Consider the following 19,434-nt stretch of genomic DNA (forward strand, 5'->3'; position numbering starts at 1 on the left):
CCGGTCGCGCCACTTTCGGGACAGGAACAATCGCCATGCGACCCATACATGACACGCTGGACTGGAACCTGCTGAGAACATTCATCGTCATCGTCCAGGAGGAAAGCGTCAGTCGGGCCGCGGCGCGTCTCTACCTGTCGCAGCCAGCGGTGAGTCTGTCACTCAAGCGCCTGGAAGAGCGCCTGGGGCAGCGTCTGATCGAACGGGACAGTCATAGCTTTCGCGTGACCGGGGCGGGGCAGGTGGTCTATCGCGAGGCGGTGGAGATCTACGCCAATGTGGCGCGTCTCGCCTCTGAGGTGGGCAATAGTCATACGGAGATTTCCGGACATGTCTCGCTCCTGTTCATCACCGGCATTGAATGCCGTTTCCTTGATAGCGTGTTCGCACGCTTTCACCGCTGTTTCCCCCAGGTCACCTTCTCGATCCAGGAAATGTCCAGTCACGAGGTGCAGCAGGGCCTGCTGCAGCGCCAGGGGGCCTTGGGTATCTGTCTGGCCCAGCAGACGCCTGAACAGCTGATGTCCCAGGTGCTGGCGCGCCAGAATTACCGCTACTTCTGTGGTCGCATGCATCCGTTGTTCGGCCAGCAGAACCTGCCGATGGATGCGCTGCGCAATGAACGCTATGTCTCCTTTGGCAGTGAGCAGCTCGATGGCGTGCTGTCACCGCTGGCGATGTTCCGTGCTCGCGAAGGCGTGCAGGGTCCGGTGATCGGTCAGTCCAGCAGCCTGCAGGAAATCCGCCGCATGGTGCTGGCCGGTTGGGGCATCGGCTGCATGCCCGAGCACATCGTGCGCCGTGAAGTCGCGGAAGGAGAGTTGTGGCCCCTGCCGCCCTATGGTGGCGTGGCCGATATCGACCTGCACCTGATGTGGCACCGCGAGGCGCGTTTCAGTGCCGCCGAATCCACCTTCGTCAACTTCATGCACAACGCGCTGGCCAAGGTGCCGCTGGAAGAGCGTCTGCATCGCGGACTGGAAATGCAGCCCGCCGCGGCCTCTGCCGCAGCCGACGGTGTGCCGGCCAGTCGCGACCCGCTTGCCGCCGTGCATGCTGATCCTGATGCTGAACGGCTGAATGCAGCCCAGCCGGGTGCGGCCCAGCCGTCTGCGGCCCAGCCGGAGTCCGACGAGAATGAGGGCGAGGGCACGGGCGAGACCGTCTAGACCGAGCCTCAGTTTCAAGCCCCATTTCTCAAGCGCTTCCCAACGTCATTTCTCGACTAGCACCATCGGCACCGCTGCCATCCTGCAACATCGGATGACAGCGGTGCCGATGGTGGGTGGGTCGTTACTGGCCTCAGTAGGCGAGATTGATCCAGGTGGTCTTCAGGTCGGAGTACTTGTCCAGCGCGTGCAGTGACTTGTCACGCCCGAAACCGGACTGCTTGACGCCACCGAAGGGCACGCTGATGTCGCCATCGGCGTAGCAGTTGACCCACACCAGCCCCGCCTTGAGACGCCGCGAGACACGATGGGCACGCGCCAGGTCGCGGGTCCACAGACCAGCGCCCAGACCGTAGATGGAATCATTGGCCAGTTCGATGGCCTCTTCCTCGCCGCTGAAGCGGGTCACGCCGAGCACCGGGCCGAAGATTTCCTCGCGCATCACGGTGCTGTTCTGGCCGCCTTCCACGATGGTCGGCTCCAGATACCAGCCGCCGGCGGTGGCGTCGCTGGGCGCGATCGCCTGACCGCCCTGGTGCAGCGTCATGCCTTCCGAGAGCGCCGTCTCGACGAAGCCGAGCACCTTCTCGTGGTGGTCCGCGCTGACCAGTGCGCCCATGCGCGTGGCCGGGTCGAGCGGATCACCGGCCGGCATGGCGCGGGCGCAGGCGATCAGACGCGGCATGAAGTCATCGAAGATGGCTTCATCGACATACAGGCGCGAACCGGCGATGCAGACTTCGCCCTGATTGATGAAAATGGCATCGGCGGCGGCGCGAGCGGCCTGGTCCAGGTCCGGGCAATCCGCGAACACGATATGCGGCGACTTGCCGCCACACTCCAGCCACACACGCTTGAGGTTGGAGTCGCTGGCGTAGCGCATGAAGCGCTTGCCGGTCGCGGTGGAGCCGGTGAAGGCCAGCGCATCGACTTCCATGTGCAGGCCGAGCGCCTGACCCGCCACCGCGCCCAGGCCCGGCGTGACGTTGAACACGCCCGCCGGAATGCCGGCTTCATCGGCCAGTGCCGCCAGGCGCAATGCACTCAGGCTTGAGGCTTCGGCCGGCTTGAGCACCACGCTGTTGCCCAGTGCCAGTGCCGGCGCGAACTTCCAGGAGGCGATCATCAGCGGGAAGTTCCACGGCACCACCGCCGCGACCACGCCCAGAGCTTCACGGGTGATGGTCGCGTGCACGTTCTCGCCGGTGGGCGCGATCTCGTCGTAATGCTTGTCGATGGCCTCGGCGTACCAGGCCACCGAGCGCGCGGTTTCCGTCAGATCAAAGCCCAGGCTGTCGCCGATCGGCTTGCCCATTTCCAGTGTCTGCAGCAGCGCCAGTTCTTCGGCATTGTCGCTGATCAGCTGGGCAAAGCGCTGCAGCACGGCCTTGCGGGCCTGGGGGGACTGACGTGACCAGACACCGGATTCGAAGGCGCGACGCGCGGCCATCACGGCGCGATCGATGTCCTGCTCGGTGCAGGCGGTGATATGCGCCAGCACTTCGCCGGTTGCCGGATTGAAGGCCGGGAAGGTGTCGCAGCCGGTGCTTTCGGTATAGGCGCCATCAATGAAGGCACGCGTCTCGAAGGTCAGCGCGGCGGCGCGTTGCTGCCAGTCGGCATGCGTCAGCGGGGCGGATGTGGCAGTGCTCATTGGGCGTTCTCCGCGGTGTTGTGGGTCGCATTGGCGTCGTCAGTGTTGGTGCTGACGATGCCGGCACGCTTGAGCATCGCCAGCAGCAGGACGTTGGCGCCATCCTCGAGATCGGACGGTTCGGCGTTCTCGCTCTCGTTGTGGCTGATGCCGTCTTCGCAGGGCACGAAGATCATCGCCACCGGATTGATGCCGGCGATCTGCACGGCGTCGTGACCGGCGCCGGTTTCCATGTCGCGGTAGCTGAGTTCCAGCTCTTGACTTGCGCTGCGCACCATCTCGATCAGTTCCGGCGCGAAGGGCGTCGGCGGAATGTGCTGGACCTCGATCAGCTCGATGTCCACGCGTTGCTTGTCGCTCTGGTTGGCGGCGTGATGCTTGAGGCACAGCGCCTTGAGCTGGTCGTGCATCTCGGCGAGCACGGCCGGTTCCAGGTGACGCAGGTCGACGCTGAAGCGCACCTGGCCCGGAATCACGTTGCGCGAGTTGGGATGCACATTGAATTCGCCACAGGTGACGCGACCGTTGGGCTGGTAGGCATCGGCCAGCGTCAGGATGTCGCTGACCAGCGCGCAGGCGGTCTTGAGCGCATCGCGGCGGTAGGGCATCGGCGTCGGGCCGGCGTGGGCTTCCTGACCGCTGACCACCACGTCGAACCAGTGCAGACCCAGCGAGCCGGTGACGGCACCGATGGTGATCTCTTCCTGCTCCAGCACCGGGCCCTGCTCGATATGCGCCTCGAAATAGGCGCCGAAATCATGGCTGCCCACCGGCACGTCGCCGGCATAGCCGGTGCGCGCCAGTGACGCGGCAACGCTGTCGCCGTCACGATCGGTGGCGGCCAGGGCCTTCTCGAGCGGGATCAAGCCCGCATGCACGCCGGACCCCATCATCACCGGCACGAAGCGGCTGCCTTCCTCGTTGGTCCAGATCACCACTTCCAGCGGGGCTTCGGTCTCGATGCCGCGCTCATCCAGCACGCGCATGACTTCCAGGCCGGCCAGTACGCCGTAGCAACCGTCGAACTTGCCGCCGGTGGGCTGGGTGTCGATGTGGCTGCCGGTGGCGACCGGCGGCAGGCTGTCATTGCGCCCCGGGCGACGGGCGAAGATGTTGCCGATCTCGTCGACGCGCAGTGTCAGGCCCGCGGCCTCGAGCCAGCCGGTGACCAGCTCGCGGCCGGCGCGGTCTTCTTCGGTCAGGGCCAGACGGCAGTTGCCGCCCTTGGGCGTCGCGCCGATCTCGGCCAATGTCATCAGCGCGTCCCACAGGCGCTTGCCGTCGACGCGCAGGGCGAGGCTATCCAGAATCTGTTGGGTCTGTTCGGTGTTGGCAGAGGGAGCTGAAGGGGTGGTGGTAGTGGACATGTTGTTGTATGACTCCTGTCGTCGCGCTCTGGCGGCATGGTTCAACTGTTCTGACGGTTCAACTGTTCTGACTGGCGACCTTCCCGCCTCGGGCGACGGGAAGGTCATCCGAAGGCGGGAAGGTAGCCTCCCTGTGACTTACTCGGCCGCGTTGCGCGTGAGGGCATCTTCACGGATGCCGCTGAGCAGCTTGCCCGGGGCGATGCCGTCCGGGTCATAGCGCAGCTCGATCAGGGCCGGCAGACGCTCGCGGTCGGCGAATTCCAGGGCGCGCTTGAAGCTTTCCTCGAAGTCCTCGTCCTTCTCCACCACCTGACCCAGGCCGCCGTAGGCGGTGACCAGCGCGGCGAAGTCCGGGTTGGTGAAGGTCAGCGCGATCTCGCGGCCCGGGAAGTCGTTTTCCTGGTGGGCGCGGATGGTGCCCCACATGCCGTTGTTGAACACCAGTACCACGACGCCGAGGCGGTACTGCAGTGCCACGCCCAGCTCCTGCAGGTTCATCTGGAAGCAGCCATCACCGGCGTAGCAGACGGCGGGGCGTTCCGGATATTCCAGCTTGCTGGAGATGGCGGCGGGCAGGCCGTAACCCATGGAACCGACGGTCGGGGCCAGCGAGCTGCCCAGGCCACGGAAGCGCACGTAGCGGTGTGCGTAGAGCGCGTAGTTGCCGGCGCCGACACTGATGCAGCCCTTGCCATCGAGAATGCGGTCGACGGTCAGGCTGACCTTGTCCAGGCTCAGCGGGCCCGGCGACGGCTGCTCTTCCAGCGTGGCCAGATAGGCGGCGCGCGCCTCGCGGGTAATGCCGGACCAGCGCGGCGCGCTATCCGGTGACAGGGTGGAAAGCGCCAGCGCGAAGCCGTTGACGTCGGTATTGATGGCCAGCGTCGGCTGATAGACACGGCCCAGCTCTTCCGGGTCTGCGTAGATGTGCACCAGCTTCTGGGTCGGCACCGGCGACTGGATCCAGCTGTAGCCTTCGCTGGTGGCTTCGCCGATGCGGGTGCCGACGGCGATCACCAGATCACTCTCGACCAGCTGCTGACGCAGCGCGTCATGCATGCCCATGCCGACGTGACCGGCGAATTGCGGCAGTTCGGCATCGACGCACTCCAGACGGCGCCAGGCGACACCGGTGGGGATATCGAAGCGCTCGGCGAAGCCTTCCAGCGCGACCTGGGCATCGCGGGTCCAGCCGCTGCCGCCGACCAGCAGGAAGGGGCGCTCGGCAGTCGCGAGCAGGCTCTTGAGCTCATCCAGCTGCGGCTGACCCGGGTAGGTGGCCAGACGCGGGTGCGGCTTGACGTCCGCGACCTGGGCTTCGCCCCACAGGGTGTCTTCGGGCAGTGCCAGCACCACCGGCCCCGGACGGCCGCTGCGTGCCACCTGATAGGCACGCGCGATGTATTCCGGAATGCGCGAGGTGTCGTCGATCTGCGCGACCCACTTGGTCATCTCGCCGAACATGCGGCGGTAATCGATTTCCTGGAAGGCTTCGCGCTCGATGAAATCGCCACCGACCTGACCGATGAACAGGATCATCGGCGTGGAATCCTGATAGGCGGTGTGCACGGCGATGGAGGCGTTGGTGGCGCCCGGGCCACGGGTGACGAAGCACACGCCCGGCTCGTTGGTCAGCTTGCCGTAGGCTTCGGCCATGTAGCCTGCGCCACTTTCCTGGCGGCAGACGATGGGCTCGATGGCGCCCTTGTGCTCATTGAGTGCATCGATGCACGGCAGATAGCTTTCGCCCGGCACCAGGAAGACACGCTTGGTGCCGTGCAGACGGATCTGGTCGACGAGGATCTGCCCGCCATTGCGCAGCGGCAGAGTGGAAGCGGAGGAAGTGTTCGCGGCCTGAGTCATGGGAGTGCTCTCGTTGTTGTTGAGAAATCAGTGTTGAGAAATCGGTGTTGAGAATTCGGATGTTGAGAAATCGGTGTTGAGACGTCGGTAGTTTTTGACGCGGTAATGAATTCGGTGCGGCGCTCGGCAGGGCAACCTTTCAGAACTGAGGCGCGGTGCTGTCGACGGGCATGAGGTCATAAAGCGCCTCGAGCTGTTCGGGGTAGATGACGCAACGCGCCTGCAGCCCCTGCTGATTGGCCCAGTGCTGGTCGGTGCCCAGCCCGTGCTTCCAGCGCCACGGGCCATCGATGGCCAGCCGGCGATGGGTCTTGCAGGCCCGCGCCAACCGCTGACGCCACGGCTTGAGCGTCTCGGTGATGGTGGCGGCGGGCTGGTCGGGCATCAGGCCCAGATCCGTGGCCAGGTCCCCGGTACCGATCAGCGCTCCCAGCAGGCGTGGCGTGTCATCGCCCGCGGCGAGCAGTTCGTCGGCGGCCAGCAGTCCGGCCTGGCTTTCCAGCGTCGCGACGCTCTTCAGACTGCCCCGTGGCAGGCCATGCAGGGCTTCCTGCTCGGCGAGGGCGTCATCCAGCGCGGCCAGCTGGGCGCGTTGCTCGACGGCGGGCAGGAAGATGGCGGCGGGCGTGCCAGTGGGATCGCCCAGGGTGGTGCTGATCAGCTCTGCCAGTTCGTCGCGACCGCCGTGCTCCAGCAGGTTGAGGCGCACGGCCGGCCACACCTTCAGGGCACGGGCGCGTCTGGCGAAGTCGGCGAAGCGGCTGATGGCGAGCTTGCGTCCGGCGGCCGGGGTGAACTCTTCGAGATCGACCACGATGGCATCGGCGCCGCTGGTGAGGGCGGCCTGCAGACGGGCGGCGTCGTCACCTGGCACGAACAGCCAGCGCTGGGGAAGGTTGTGGTCCATGGCGGTGGTCATCACTCAGCCCTCCATCAGGTTGGGCAGGAACAGCACGAGTTCCGGAATGAAGGTGATCAGCATCAGCACGGTCAGCATCGCGCCCAGCATCAGGCCCAGCGGGCGCAGCGAGTCGCTGACGTTGATCCCGGCGATGCGACAGGCGGCCATCAGGTCGATCCCCAGCGGCGGCGTATTGGCGCCGATGGCCAGATTGACGGTCAGCAGTACCCCGAAGTGCACCGGGCTGATGCCGTATTGCGCCAGCAGCGGCATCACGATGGGCGTCACGATGATGATGATCGCCACGCTTTCCATGAAGGACCCCAGCACCAGCAGCACGGCGGTCAACAGCAGCAGGACGCTGATGCGGCTGTCGGTGAATTCGCCGATCATCTGGGCGATGGCCTGCGGCACCTGCTCGTAGGTCAGGCCCCAGGCGAACATGCCGGCCGCACCGATGATCAGCAGGATGGCGCCGGTGGTCTCGGCGGTTGCGCGGACGCTGTCCAGGAAGCCGCGCCAGGTCAGGCTGCGATAGACACAGGTGCCGATGATGATGGCGTAGAGAATCGCGGAGGCGGCGGCCTCGGTGGGCGTGAAGACCCCGAAGCGGATACCGCCGATGATCATCACCGGCACCATCAGGGCCGGCATGGCGCTGAGCAGGGCGCGGCGACGCTCGCCGGGCACACGGGCCGCGACACCGCCCGACCAGCCATGCTTGCGTGACATGTAGAGGGCGACGCCGACCAGCGCGACGGTCAGCATCAGGCCGGGGATGATGCCGCCCATGAACAGCTGGCCCACCGAGGTATTGGAGGTGGTGCCGTAGACGATCATCACGATGCTGGGCGGAATCACGGTGCCGATGGAGCTGGCGGTACCGACCAGCGCACTGCTGAAGCCCTTGTCATAGCCGTTGCGGGCCATGGTGGGCAGCAGCATGCTGCCGATGGCAATCACGTCCGCCACGCCGGAGCCGGACAGCGCGCCGAACATCATGCAGGCCAGCACCGCGACCACCGCCAGACCGCCGCGGATGTCACCGACCATCGCCATGCACAGGCGTACCAGGCGTTCGGTCAGACCGGCGCGGTTCATCAACTGGGCGGCGAGCACGAACAGCGGGATCGCCAGCAGGGTGAAGCTTTCCATCCCGGCCACGAATTGCTGCGCCGAGACCATCATGGGCGCGGCACCGAAGGCCAGCAGGTAGAAGAGGGCCGACATCAACAGCGCGAAGGCGATGGGGATGTCGATGAGGATGCCGAGCGCGAATACGCCGAGCAGAGCCAGGGCGCCGAGAGTCATGAGGCATCTCCTTGGCGTGGGGATGACGTGGCGTCATCGGCCAGGGTGTCACGCGAGGTTGCGGTCGGCGTCAGCAGGTGCTCCAGCTGTACCAGTGCCATCGCGGTGCAGCACAGCGGCACGGACAGATAGACGATACCGGCCGGAATCTGCAGCGCGGTGGTGGTCTGACGCATGGTGATGGCGGTCAGATCCATGCCTGCCTTGGCCAGCAACAGCAGCATGATCAGGATCATCGCGTCAGTGATGCGTCCGGTGATGCGCTGGATACGCACCGAGCGCACCAGCAGCGGCAGCAGGCCCGCACTCAGGTGAGTGCGGTTGCGGGTGCAGGACACCGCGGCCAGCAGGGTGGTCCATACCAGCACCAGTTGCGGCAACTCTTCTGCCCAGTGCGGCGGCTGGCCCATGACCCAGCGCATGAAGACGGTCCAGATCACCAGTGCCGACAGCGCGGCGACTCCGCTGGCAGCCAGGGCCAGACAGCCCCGGCAGCTCCAACGTGAGAGGGTGATCATCAAGGTACGCACGGCACACAACACGGCCAGCGGCTTGACGGAGGGAGAGGCGGAAGACATCGTTACTCGCCCTTGCGGTATTGCTCGACCAGGCCCATCAGCTCAGGCCCGAAGACGTCGGTGTACTCGGCCCACACACCCTGCACCTTGGCATTGAAGGGCGCGGTGTCGACCTCGTTGACCTGCATGCCTGCCTCTTCCAGCTTGGCGACCAGCTCGGCGTCATCCTTCTGGGTCATCGCGCGCTGCTTGTCACGCCATTCGTCGGCGCTCTTCTGCACCGCGGCCTGATCCTGCTCGGAGAGCTGATTCCAGGTGAAGTTGGAGATGGTCAGACACGCCGGTGCCCAGACGTGACCGGTGAGGGAGACGTAGTCCTGCACTTCGCTGAAGGAAGAGGAATAGATGATGGCCAGCGGATTTTCCTGGGCATCGAACACGCCCTGCTGCAGCGCGGAGTAGAGCTCACCGAAGGACAGTGGCGCCGGGCTTGAGCCCAGTGCGGTGAAGGTGTCCAGACGCATCTTGTCCGGCGTGACGCGAATCTTGAGGCCCGCGAGGTCTTCCGGCGTGGTGATGGGGCCACGGTTGTTGGTGACGTGACGGAAGCCGTTTTCCCACCACGACAGGATCTTCATGTTGTGCTCGTCGGCGACATCCTCGAGCGCATCGCCCAGCTTGCCGTCATAGGCGGCGTAGGCGTGTTCGCGGTCCGGCCAGGAGTAGGGCAGTTCGACGATGCCGAAGCGGGCATCCAGCGGCTGGAAGGAGCCACAGCCGATCACGCCAGCCGGCACGCTGCCGATCTGCATGCCTTCCACGACCGTCTTCTCGTTGCCGAGCTGTCCGCTGGGGAAGACCTGGAAATTGACGCGGCCATCAGTGGCCTCGGCGACATCCTTGGCAAAACCTTCCGCAGCGATGTTCCAGCTATGGGTAGGCGCCAGCACGTGGCCGAGCTTGATATCCTGAGCCTGAGCGGCGCTCAGCGGCAGGATAGCGGTAGCGGCAATTGCAGCGGTCAGCAGGGTACGCTTCATCGGGACACCTCTTGGAGTTGTTATCGTTGTGACAGGCGCCTCTGTGTGCGCCTTGATCCAAGAGTGTGTTCTGTTCGTGTATTTCGGTAGTTTCGATTTTTTATTCTTGGTATTAACCAGATTTATGCTGGGTCTCGATCTCCCGCCGACCTAAGAGTCTAGTCTTTTATATACCGTTATCTTGTTTTGCTGCCCATTGCGGTTCTGGCAGGCCTGGGCGAAGCAACAGTCATCGGGACACGCAACACAAGGCGCCCGCGAAGAGACGTGTCTTCGCGGGCGCTGAGATATCACTGAGACAGCCTGGTTGGCGCCTGAATTACGCCTGACTGTCGTTTGGGAGCCGCGCTCGGGTCAGGCCACCGCCTTGTCCAGTGCCTGGCTGACATCGGCGATGATGTCGTCGATATGCTCGATCCCCACCGAGATGCGCACCAGATCCGCCGAGACGCCGGCCTTGGCCAGTTCTTCCTCGTTGAGCTGGCGGTGAGTGGTGGAGGCCGGGTGGCAGGCCAGCGACTTGGCATCGCCGATATTGACCAGGCGCAGGATCATCTGCAGCGCATCGATGAACTTGCCGCCGGCGATGCGCCCGGCTTCGGCCTTGTCGTCACCTGTCGCGTCCGTCTTGATGCCGAAGCTTACGATGCCGGAGGCCTTGCCGCCGGTGATCTTCTGGCAGGTGGCGTGATAGGGGCTGTCCGGCAGCGCGCCGTAGTTGACCCAGCTGACGCTCGGATGCTGCTGAAGGTACTCGGCCAGCGTGAGCGCATTGCTGCAGTGGCGCTCCATGCGCAGCGCGAGAGTCTCCAGCCCCTGCAGCAGCAGGAAGGCGCTCTGCGGTGACAGCGCCGCGCCGGTATTGCGCAGCGGCACCACACGGCAACGCCCGATGTAGGCAGCCGGGCCGAAGGCTTCGGTGTAGACGACGCCGTGGTAGGAGGGGTCCGGCTCGTTGAGAATCGGGAAGCGCTCCTTGTTGGCGACCCAGTCGAACTTGCCGGAATCGATGATGATGCCACCCACGGTGGTGCCGTGGCCGCCGATGTACTTGGTCAGCGAGTGGATCACGATATCGGCGCCGTGATCGAAGGCGCGGCACAGCACTGGCGTGGCGACGGTATTGTCGACGATCAGCGGCACGCCATGCTGGTGGGCGATCTCGGCCAGACGCGCGAGATCGACGATGTTGCCGGCAGGATTGCCGATGGACTCGCAGAAGACGGCGCGGGTCCTGTCATCGATCAGCGCCTCGAGGCCGGCGAAGTCATCGAAGGCCGCCATGCGCACCTCGACCCCCTGACGCGGCAGGCTATGGGCGAACAGGTTGTAGGTGCCGCCATACAGCTGGCTGGTGCTGACGATGTTGTCGCCGACCTGCACCAGCGCCTGGATGGCATAGGTGATCGCCGCCATGCCGGAAGCCACCGCCAGCGCCGCGATACCGCCCTCGACGGCGGCCATGCGCTGCTCCAGCACGTCATTGGTCGGATTCATGATGCGGGTGTAGATGTTGCCCGGCACCTTGAGATCGAAGAGGTCCGCGCCGTGCTGGGTATCATCGAAGGTGTAGGAGGTGGTCTGGTAGATCGGTACCGCCGCTGCCTTGGTGGTGGCTTCCGAGGTATAGCCGTGATGCAGGGCGAGGGATTCCAGCTTCATGTTGTCAACCGACATGACAGTGTCCTTGTGCGAGAGCGTGGCGAGATCTTGTTGTGTCGTGCTGTTTTTCGTGATGTTCAGTTCGTGCTGTTTTTGCGTGCTGTGGTCGTTCGTCCGTATGCGGCTGCGGTCTGCCTCCACCGCCAGCAGGGCGCATGCCGCAACGACGCTCAACATTAGCAACGGGTCATCGCCAAGTCCAAGCGTCGCTCACGCCGGCACCACCGGCCGCTGACTGGGCGGCACGCCGAACTGGCGACGAAAGGCGGTGGCGAAGTTGGCCGCGCTGCGATAGCCCGCCAATTCGGCTGCGGCTTCTATCGTCAGCTTGCGGTCCTGCAGCAGGTGCGCCACTCGGGTCAGTTGCCGACGTCGCAGGTCCTGCGCCAGGGTCTGGCCGTAGGCGTCGCGATAGCGGCGCTGCAACTGGCGCACGCTCATGCCCAGCCGTGATGCCATCTCCGCCTGGCTCAGATAGGCGGCTTCCCCGCTGTGTATCCAGTCTTCCAACCTTGCCGCCCAGTGCTTGCCAAGCCCTTCGGGAGTCGGATGAGTAAGAGAGGCGGAGGCCGCCAGACATTCGCTGATCACTTCCAATGCCAATGACTCGATGCCGAGACGCAGCGCCAGCGTCCCCGGCCGTTGGCGGCTGAATTCCTCCAGTCGCTCGATCAGACGCGCAGACGGCTGCCAGGCGTAATGGGCCAGATGCCGCGCCTCGGGCATCAGCTGGCTGGCGCGTGACACCCCCAGATGCAGTTTCAGCCATGCCGGCGTCAGCGACAGGATGGCGCTGTGTTCCTGCGCGCCTTTCACGCTCTTGAGCGCGAATTCCGTCACCTCATCGAGGGCGATGCATAGCGCGCGCCCCGGTGCCAGTGCATGGCTGTCCGGGCCGAAACTGACCTTCGGCTCCCCGCGCCACACCACGGCGATCTTGAGTGATGGCTCGATACGGGAGCGAATCATCAGGTCGGCACGTTTGCGCACGCGGTTGAGGCGCATGAACAGGCCGGGCTGAGCCTCATGCAGATGCATGTTGCCGATCAGCGCGCCATCGCCCGACTGGCCCTCGGCAGGCTCGCATTGGTGGTCGCTGGTCAGGGCGCGCGCCATGCGGTGGACCTGTTCCAGCTCGATGATCCTGTGCCTTGCGCTCTCGCTTGAGGGCGAGGAGGAGGCTCTGGAGCACGCAGTGGAGGAGAAAGCAGAGGAGAAAGAAGAGGAGGGCATAGAGGAAGAAATAGAGGGCGAAGCGGAAAGCGCATCAGCGGTCGTCGCGGCACCGCTAGCGCGGCCGGAAAGGGAGGTAAGGCTCATCTTGTCGCACCTGCAAACATCACGGAGGGTTCCGCAAAGGTTTTTGTCGTCGTGGAGTGCCAAAATGCCCCGTCAATGCATCAAATGCAAATAATTATCATTAGTGGCGACAGGCAGTGAGCACAAGACAATGAGCACTAGGCAAGGGGACACGATGAAGAAGAAGCACACTCAAGGACGCGGACTGTGTGGGGCAGGGGCGCGTCGTTTGATGCTCGGGGCGGGCGTGGTGCTGATCAGTCTGCCGGCGCAGGCGGACGACTCGACGCTGGTGCTGGATACGCAGCGGGTCACTGGCCTGCGCCTGTATGACATGGCCTCCAGTGAGGAGAGTGGTGGCTACAGCGTGGATGCCGCCACGGTGGGCTCCAAGGTGCCGGCCTCGCTGCGCGACATCCCGCAGTCGGTCAGCGTCGTGACCCATGACGCCATCGAGGACCAGAACTTCATCACCCTGGATCAGCTGGCGGCGCGTACGCCGGGCGTGCGGGTGCTGAACAACGACAGTGGCCGCTCGTCCATCTTCGCGCGTGGCTATGAGTACGATGCCTACAGCATCGATGGCCTGTCTGCGCCGATGTCGAGCCTGACGGGCTCGGTGCCTTCGCTGACCGCCATCGATCGGGTCGAGGTCATGCGCGGGCCGTCCGGCCTCTTCAACAGCACCAGTGAGCTGGGCGGCGTCATCAATCTGGTGCGCAAGCGGCCGACCGATACCTTCCAGGGCTCCATCAGCGGTAGTGTCGGTACACTGGATGACAGAAGCGTCAGCGTCGATATCTCCGGGCCCATCGATGAGCAGGGCCGTATCCGCGGGCGCCTGGTGACCCGCTCCACGGAGCAGGCGCAGTGGGTCGATGACAACGACAACACGCTGAATGATTTCTATGGCGCGCTGGATATCGATCTGGATGAGAACACCGAGCTGTCACTGGGCGTGATCCACAACACCAAGGACATCACCGTCAATCAGGGTCAGCCGGTGGGCAGCGATGGCGACTTCACCTACGGACGTAGTTCGGCTTTCTATGGCGCGGACTGGAACAGCTTCGAGAGCGACTCCACCGATGTCATCGCCGAGCTGACGCACCACTTCAGTTCGCGCGGCTATGGACGGCTGGCGGCGCGCTACAGTGATCGCAATGCCGATTACGAATACGCCTACAGTGGCTCCGCGCTCAGTGACAGCGGCGATATGAGCAGTGTCGCGGGCTATGCCGGTTTCACCGATGAGACCTCGGTGAGCGTGGATGCCAGCTACACCCAGGGCTTCGATGCCTTCGGCAACCAGAACGAATTCGTGGTCGGGGTCGACTACAAGACCTCAGAGGCGGACACCACCGCGGCGCGCACCAGCAATCTGACCGGCTCCAGCGCCAGCATCAGCGAGCTGAACAACCTGGCCTATGTCGACATTCTCGGCAACGCGCGTGACGGCGTCAGTGGCTACAGCCTGTCGCGCACCAAGACCACCCTCGAAGAACAGGGCCTGTACGGCAAGGTGACGCTGCGTCCCGTGGCGCCGCTGGCCGTGATACTGGGCGCGCGGGTCAGCCATTTCTCGGCGGATTCCGAAGACAGGATCAATGGCGGCAGCAGCGACATGCAGGACACGGCTGTCACGCCCTACGGCGGACTCGTGTATGACCTGGACGCCGATCACTCCGTCTATGCCAGCTACTCCAAGGTCTTCGAGCCTCAGACCAGTGAAGGCGAGGACGGTGACCTGATCGACCCGCGGGAAGGCGAGCAATACGAGATCGGCATCAAGGGCAGCTATCTGGATGGCGCCCTCAATGCGCGCATCAGTGGCTTCCAGCTGACCGACAGCCACCGCGCGGCATCCTCCACCGACAGCAGCGTCGATTACTCGGTGGATTCCGGCAAGATGCGCATCACCGGTGCGGAGCTTGAGCTGGCCGGCAACATCACGCCGCAGTGGGATGTCATCTTCGGCTACACCTACATGGACTCCGAAGTGCTGGAGGCCGGCAGCTCCGATACCTTACTGATGCTGATGCCCAACAACATGGTCAATCTGTGGACCCAGTATCGCTTCGAAGGCAACCTGCTGGACGGCGTATCCGTCGGTGCCGGCATGACGGCGCTGAGTGACTTCGACAACACCCAGGGCACCATCCATGCACCGGGCTATGCGGTATTCGATGCCATGCTCGGTTACCAGTTCACGCCACGACTCAGCGGCCAGCTGAACGTCTACAACCTGTTCGACCGCGAATATTACGTGCGCGCCGGTTCAGCCAGTGTCTTCAACTTCGTCGGGCGCCCGGCCAGCGCCGTCGCCACCATAAAGTATGAGTTCTGATGGTGGCTCTCGGATTGCGAGCGCGCATGAGGCTATTCGCCCGGCTACAGGCATGGGGGCTCATCATGCTGACATCCGCTACTGTGAGCTTGCCGGCCCTTGCCATGTCTCACGCCGCTGATGAGGCGCTGCCAGGCACCACGACCTCCTTCACCCAGCATTCGCGCCTCACGGGGCACGACTATCTGATCCAGGTGGCATTGCCCAGGGTCGCGCCGCCGCAAGGGGGCTATCCCGTGCTGCTGGTACTGGACGGCAATCGCCATCTCGATCTGTTCACGGCGGCGCGCGACATATTGGGACGTCGCGGCTTTGACAAGGCGCCGGCGAATCTCGCCATCGTCGCGGTCGGCTACGCGGGCAGTGACGAGCAGGCAGAGGCGACGCGTGCCACCGTCACGACACTGCGCTACAAGGACTTCACGCCACCGCTCACCAGCGGCACCGCACCTGAAGGCACGGGTGGCGGGGCGCAGTTTCTGGCCTATCTGACGCAATCCTTGCCGCCTGAACTGGCCTCACGCTATCCGCTGGATCTCGAGCAACCGGCGCTGGTCGGTCACTCGCTTGGCGGCCTGTTCGCGCTCCATGCCCAGCAGCAGGCGCCTGAGGCGTTCGGCGCGATCTTCGCGATCAGCCCTTCGCTTTGGTGGCTGCAGGAGAATGACCAGGCCAACTGGCCGCTGCGTCTTGTCTGCTCCGAGGCGGCGGGCCCGGTATTGATCGCCGCTGGCGGACGCGAGCAATCGCCGCAGCCACAGCGCAATGACCCAAAGCGGGACAGGCTGCGTGTCCAGCGCGCGATGATCGACAACGCCCAAGCCTATGCGCGCCAGTTGGGCGAGCGCTGTCCGCAGACCGAGGTGCAATGGAAGCTGTATGAAGGCGAAGACCACGGCAGCGTGATGTGGCCCGCGGCGCGCTCGGTGATGGAAATGTTGTTGGGGTCACGCTGATCAGGCTTGCCTGCGCGAAAGTGCGAAAGCGCGTGCGTGCAGTTGAAGGGGGGCAGCTAGACAGTAAAGACACGACGGCGGCATCAGCGTGAGACGTTTATCGTCCTGGCTGATGCCGCCGTCGTCTTGTTTCAGAGCCGCTTGTTCAGTGCAGCTTGTGTCAGAGCGGTCTGTAACAGCGCGGTTTGTATCAGAGCAACGCTTACATCACCGCACGTACCGCCAGGAACAGCACCGTCGGGGCGAGTAGGATACCCAGGCCGGTGTAGAAGGTGGCCGTCATCGCACCGTAGGGCACCAGGCGGGCATCGGTGGCGGCGAGACCGGCCGCGACGCCGCTGGTGGTGCCGATCAGGCCGCCGAAGATCATCGCGGAGCGTGGATTGTCGAGCCCGATCAGGCGTGCTGTCATCGGCGTGGCGACCATGGTCAGAATCGACTTCACCAGTCCGGCCGCGATCGACAGCGCGACCACTTCGGAGCTTGCCCCCAGCGTGGCACCGGTGACCGGGCCGACGATGTAGGTGACCGCGCCCGCGCCGATGGTGGTGATATCGACCGGGTCGGTATAGCCGAAGGCGATGGCGACACCCCCACCGGCGATGAAGGAGATCAACACGCCGACGAACAGCGCCACGACCCCACGAAAGCCGGTCTGGCGAATTTCCTTCAGGTTGACCCCGTAGGCGGTGGCGATGATCGCGAGATCACGCAGCATGCCGCCGCCCATAAGGCCAAGCCCCGAGAACAGCGTGACATCCGAGAGCCCCTTGCTGCCGCCGGTGGTCGCGCCGCCCACATAGGCCAGCACCAGGCCGAGAATGATGGCGATGGCGGAGCCGTGCAGCTTGCCGTGGGTCAGGTTGTTGCTGATCCAGTAGGCGACATACATCGCCAGGCCGATCACGGCGAAGGCGGCGACCAGATGATACTTGTCGAACAGTTGGACGAGTGACTCGATCATGGTTCAGCCCTCAGTGTTTGTGCGCAGGAGTGGAGGAGGTGTGGCGGCTGCGGTCCAGCACCGGCGCACCTGTCGTCACTGAGGTTCTGGTCGGCGTATAGCGGGTCTCGCCGGCGAGCGGGTCATCTTCCAGCGCATTCTCGGGGCGCTTGCCGGTCAGCAGCGGCACGAGGGCCAGCCCCAGCACCACGGCCAGCACGCCCGCGACCAGTGCGACCATGCCGCCACTGAAGGCCGCGACCACGTTCTGGCTGGCGGCCATCGCGACCACGATGGGGATGTACATCGCGTTCCAGAAATTGATGCCGCTGGCGGTGCTGTCGGCCATCTTGCCGCGGTCCTTGAGCACGCCGGTGATGAAGATGAGTAGCAGCATCGCGATGCCGACGCCGCCGAGATTGGAATCGATATTGAGCATTTCTCCGAGCAGATCACCGATCACGAGACCGGCCATCATGCACCCTGCCAGCAGGGCAACTCCGTAGATCACCATGGCGTAATACCTTCTTGTTGTTGTGGTGAAGGGGTGGTGAATCAGTGTGGCGTCTTGTCGTCTTTCTGATTTATCTAACTTATCTCTTTCTCCAGGTTGGCTAGCCTGGCTTTACGTGTCTTGTGTCTGACTATTGCGCGTCCTTTGCCTGTCCTTTGCCTGTCCTTGGCAGGGCTTGAGGGTGAGTGAACCCACCGGCATGACGTGATGGCGTCACGCCATGCCGATGGCAGTCGATGATGGAGCGTCAAGCTGTATAAGTCCTACCGAACGAGCCCTCAGCTGTGGGCTAGAGAGCCCTCAGCCGTGGGCGCGTGAAGGCTCTGGCATGAACAGCTCGGCATACTCCTCGCGCAGCTGTTTCTTCTGCACCTTGCCCATCACGTTGCGTGGCAGGCTATCGATGAAGAACACGCGCTTGGGCTGCTTGTAGCGGGCCAGCTTGTCGCTGAGGGCGACCAGCACCGCCGCTTCATCGAGACTGTCCTGGTGGCCGGGCTGCATCACCACCACCGCGCAGACGCCTTCGCCGAAGTCAGGATGCGGCACGCCGAACACCGCCGATTCGTTGACGCCGGGCATGTCATCGATCAGCAGCTCCACCTCCTTCGGGTAGATGTTGTAGCCGCCGGAGATGATCAGGTCCTTGTCGCGGCCGCTGATGCACAGATAGCCATCGGCATCGATATGGCCGAGATCACCGGTGATGAAGAAGCCATCCTCGCGGAATTCGCTGGCGGTCTTCTCCGGCATCTTCCAGTAGCCCTTGAAGACGTTCGACCCACGTACCTCGATCAGGCCGGTCTCGCCACGCGGCAGGATGGCGCCTGTCTCGCGGTCGGTGACGCGCACCTCGCTGCCGGGCAGCGCCATGCCCACCGTGCCCGGACGGCGCTCGCCGTCGTAGGGGTTGGAGGTGTTCATGTTGGTCTCGGTCATGCCGTAGCGTTCGAGAATCGCGTGACCGGTGCGTGCGCTGAATTCGCTGTGGGTCTCGCTGAGCAGCGGCGCGGAACCGGAGACGAACAGGCGCATGCTGGCGGTCGTCTCGCGGTTGAGGCGCTCGGATTCCAGCAGGCGCGTGTAGAAGGTCGGCACGCCCATCAGCACGCTGGAACGCGGCATCAGATCAAGAATCTGCTCAGCATCGAACTTGGGCAGGAAGGTCATCGAGGCGCCGACGGTCAGCACGATATTGCAGGCCACGAACAGGCCGTGGGTATGGAAGATGGGCAGGGCGTGGATCAGGTGGTCGTCCGCGCTGAAGCGCCAGGTCTCGGCCAATGCCTGGCAGTTGGAGGCCAGGTTGGCGTGGGTCAGCATCGCGCCCTTGCTGCGACCGGTGGTGCCGGAGGTATACAGAATGGCGGCGAGATCATCGGCGGCGCGTGGCTCGACCTCGTGGCTCGCGCTGCACTGGCGCGCCTGCTCCATCAGGCTGCCGTCCTGCTCGGTACCGAGGCTCTCGACGCGCGGCACGCCGCATTGCTTGCCGAGTTCGCGTGCCGTCTCCAGCGCCTTGGGCTGGCAGACATACAGGTGCGGGCCGGCGTCGCCCAGGAAGTAGCGGATCTCCTCGCCGGTGTAGGCGGTGTTCAGCGGCAGATAGACCGCCCCGACCTGCAGGCAGGCCAGATACAGGATGATGGTCTCGCAGCTCTTGTCGATCTGCACCGCGACGCGGTCGCCCGGTGCCACGCCCAGCTCGCGCAGGGCACTGGCCATCTGGCCGGCGGCAGTGCGTGTCTGGGCGAAGGTGTAGCCGTGGCCTTCGACGGTATCGAGGAAGGTGGCATCCGGGCGCTCATCGAAGTTGCGCGCAAATTGCAGATAGAGATTGTCGTGGTTGGCGTGAGACATAATTGGCTCCAATGGCGTTGTTCTTGT

Annotated in this window: 15 protein-coding genes; 3 read left to right on the forward strand and 12 right to left on the reverse strand. The window is 64.3% G+C overall.

Annotated elements, in window-relative coordinates:
- The first annotated feature begins 35 nt into the window (after positions 1–35).
- Positions 36–1,169 carry a LysR family transcriptional regulator gene (locus MSG32_RS04420; protein WP_248378026.1) on the forward strand — a complete coding sequence of 378 codons (1,134 nt, stop codon included), beginning with the start codon at positions 36–38 and terminating at the stop codon, positions 1,167–1,169.
- Between the two features lie 133 nt (positions 1,170–1,302).
- Here the strand turns inward: MSG32_RS04420 and MSG32_RS04425 are convergent, their stop codons facing one another.
- The 9 genes from MSG32_RS04425 to MSG32_RS04465 form a co-directional block, all read right to left on the reverse strand.
- The gene (locus MSG32_RS04425) at positions 1,303–2,823 is read right to left on the reverse strand and encodes an aldehyde dehydrogenase (RefSeq protein WP_248378027.1); all 1,521 of its coding nucleotides are present in this window, start codon (positions 2,821–2,823) and stop codon (positions 1,303–1,305) included.
- Positions 2,820–4,190 (reverse strand): Zn-dependent hydrolase, encoded by a 1,371-nt coding sequence (locus tag MSG32_RS04430; protein ID WP_107334686.1) that lies wholly within the window; start codon positions 4,188–4,190, stop codon positions 2,820–2,822. The genes MSG32_RS04425 and MSG32_RS04430 overlap by 4 nt, the downstream gene beginning before the upstream one ends.
- Positions 4,191–4,328: 138 nt before the next feature.
- Positions 4,329–6,056 (reverse strand): thiamine pyrophosphate-binding protein, encoded by a 1,728-nt coding sequence (locus MSG32_RS04435; protein WP_248378028.1) that lies wholly within the window; start codon positions 6,054–6,056, stop codon positions 4,329–4,331.
- Positions 6,057–6,195: 139 nt separating this feature from the next.
- Entirely contained in the window at positions 6,196–6,975 is a 780-nt protein-coding gene (locus tag MSG32_RS04440) for an aldolase/citrate lyase family protein (RefSeq protein ID WP_248378032.1), read from the reverse strand.
- Between the two features lie 3 nt (positions 6,976–6,978).
- Positions 6,979–8,268, reverse strand: a complete 1,290-nt coding sequence (locus MSG32_RS04445) for a TRAP transporter large permease (protein WP_248378034.1) — start codon at positions 8,266–8,268, stop codon at positions 6,979–6,981.
- Positions 8,265–8,846, reverse strand: a complete 582-nt coding sequence (locus MSG32_RS04450; RefSeq protein WP_248378036.1) for a TRAP transporter small permease — start codon at positions 8,844–8,846, stop codon at positions 8,265–8,267. The genes MSG32_RS04445 and MSG32_RS04450 overlap by 4 nt, the downstream gene beginning before the upstream one ends.
- Positions 8,847–8,848: 2 nt before the next feature.
- A complete protein-coding gene (locus tag MSG32_RS04455; RefSeq protein WP_054556958.1) occupies positions 8,849–9,826 on the reverse strand; it encodes a DctP family TRAP transporter solute-binding subunit in 978 nt (325 codons plus the stop codon).
- Between the two features lie 354 nt (positions 9,827–10,180).
- Complete coding sequence (locus MSG32_RS04460; RefSeq protein ID WP_248378427.1) at positions 10,181–11,488, reverse strand: aminotransferase class I/II-fold pyridoxal phosphate-dependent enzyme; 1,308 nt, start codon at positions 11,486–11,488, stop codon at positions 10,181–10,183.
- A 210-nt stretch (positions 11,489–11,698) separates the two neighbouring features.
- Positions 11,699–12,604 carry an AraC family transcriptional regulator gene (locus MSG32_RS04465; protein WP_248378038.1) on the reverse strand — a complete coding sequence of 302 codons (906 nt, stop codon included), beginning with the start codon at positions 12,602–12,604 and terminating at the stop codon, positions 11,699–11,701.
- Between the two features lie 358 nt (positions 12,605–12,962).
- On the opposite strand from MSG32_RS04465, the gene MSG32_RS04470 reads away from it, so the two are divergent.
- Positions 12,963–15,134 carry a TonB-dependent siderophore receptor gene (locus tag MSG32_RS04470; protein WP_248378040.1) on the forward strand — a complete coding sequence of 724 codons (2,172 nt, stop codon included), beginning with the start codon at positions 12,963–12,965 and terminating at the stop codon, positions 15,132–15,134.
- A 104-nt stretch (positions 15,135–15,238) separates the two neighbouring features.
- Positions 15,239–16,090, forward strand: coding sequence for an alpha/beta hydrolase-fold protein (locus MSG32_RS04475; RefSeq protein ID WP_248378042.1), 852 nt, complete (start codon positions 15,239–15,241; stop codon positions 16,088–16,090).
- Positions 16,091–16,292: 202 nt separating this feature from the next.
- On the opposite strand, the gene madM is transcribed toward MSG32_RS04475, so the two are convergent.
- The 3 genes from madM to MSG32_RS04490 form a co-directional block, all read right to left on the reverse strand.
- Complete coding sequence (gene madM, locus MSG32_RS04480; RefSeq protein ID WP_054556957.1) at positions 16,293–17,054, reverse strand: malonate transporter subunit MadM; 762 nt, start codon at positions 17,052–17,054, stop codon at positions 16,293–16,295.
- Between the two features lie 10 nt (positions 17,055–17,064).
- Positions 17,065–17,547, reverse strand: coding sequence for a malonate transporter subunit MadL (madL, locus tag MSG32_RS04485; protein ID WP_131432133.1), 483 nt, complete (start codon positions 17,545–17,547; stop codon positions 17,065–17,067).
- A 300-nt stretch (positions 17,548–17,847) separates the two neighbouring features.
- A complete protein-coding gene (locus MSG32_RS04490) occupies positions 17,848–19,407 on the reverse strand; it encodes a malonyl-CoA synthase (protein ID WP_248378044.1) in 1,560 nt (519 codons plus the stop codon).
- Positions 19,408–19,434 lie beyond the last annotated feature (27 nt).

The organism is Cobetia sp. 1CM21F (assembly GCF_023161745.1).
GTDB lineage: Bacteria > Pseudomonadota > Gammaproteobacteria > Pseudomonadales > Halomonadaceae > Cobetia > Cobetia amphilecti.